Origin of the sequence: Faecalibacterium sp. AM43-5AT (assembly GCF_003603345.1) — a bacterium.
GTDB classification, from domain to species: Bacteria; Bacillota; Clostridia; order Oscillospirales; family Ruminococcaceae; genus Faecalibacterium; species Faecalibacterium taiwanense.
Map to the genome: position 1 here is coordinate 1 of NZ_QVGZ01000037.1, position 435 is coordinate 435.

1 protein-coding gene is annotated in these 435 nt (G+C 50.8%); it reads left to right on the forward strand.

The window, feature by feature from the left end:
- On the forward strand, nucleotides 1-435 hold a 435-nt coding region (locus DW937_RS15315; protein ID WP_347561918.1), incomplete at both ends, for a transposase.

Here is a 435-nt window from a genome sequence, read left to right on the forward strand (position 1 = left end):
GTCACAGGGCGAACTCTATACAATCCTGATAAACAAGGAGAAAAGAGGACGTTCGGGAAGTATCATTGCAATCATAAAGGGTACGGACGTCAGGACTGTCACATCCGTCCTGCTAAAGCTTTCCAGACGCAGACGCTTCCAGGTCAGGGAAATAACCCTTGACATGGCTCCGAACATGGAACAGACGGCACGTATCTGCTTCCCGGCCGCGCGCCGCGTGACGGACCGTTTCCACGTGCAGAAACTGGCTTATGAAGCGGTTCAGGAAATGAGGGTGAAGGCACGCTGGGAAGCCCTGGATGAGGAATCCATACAGATGGCACATGCCAGGGCATGCGGAAAGATATATCATGCTCCGGTATTTGAAAACGGGGATTCAAGAAAACAGCTGCTGGCCAGAAGCATCTATCTTCTCTACAAAAAAGAATCCTTATG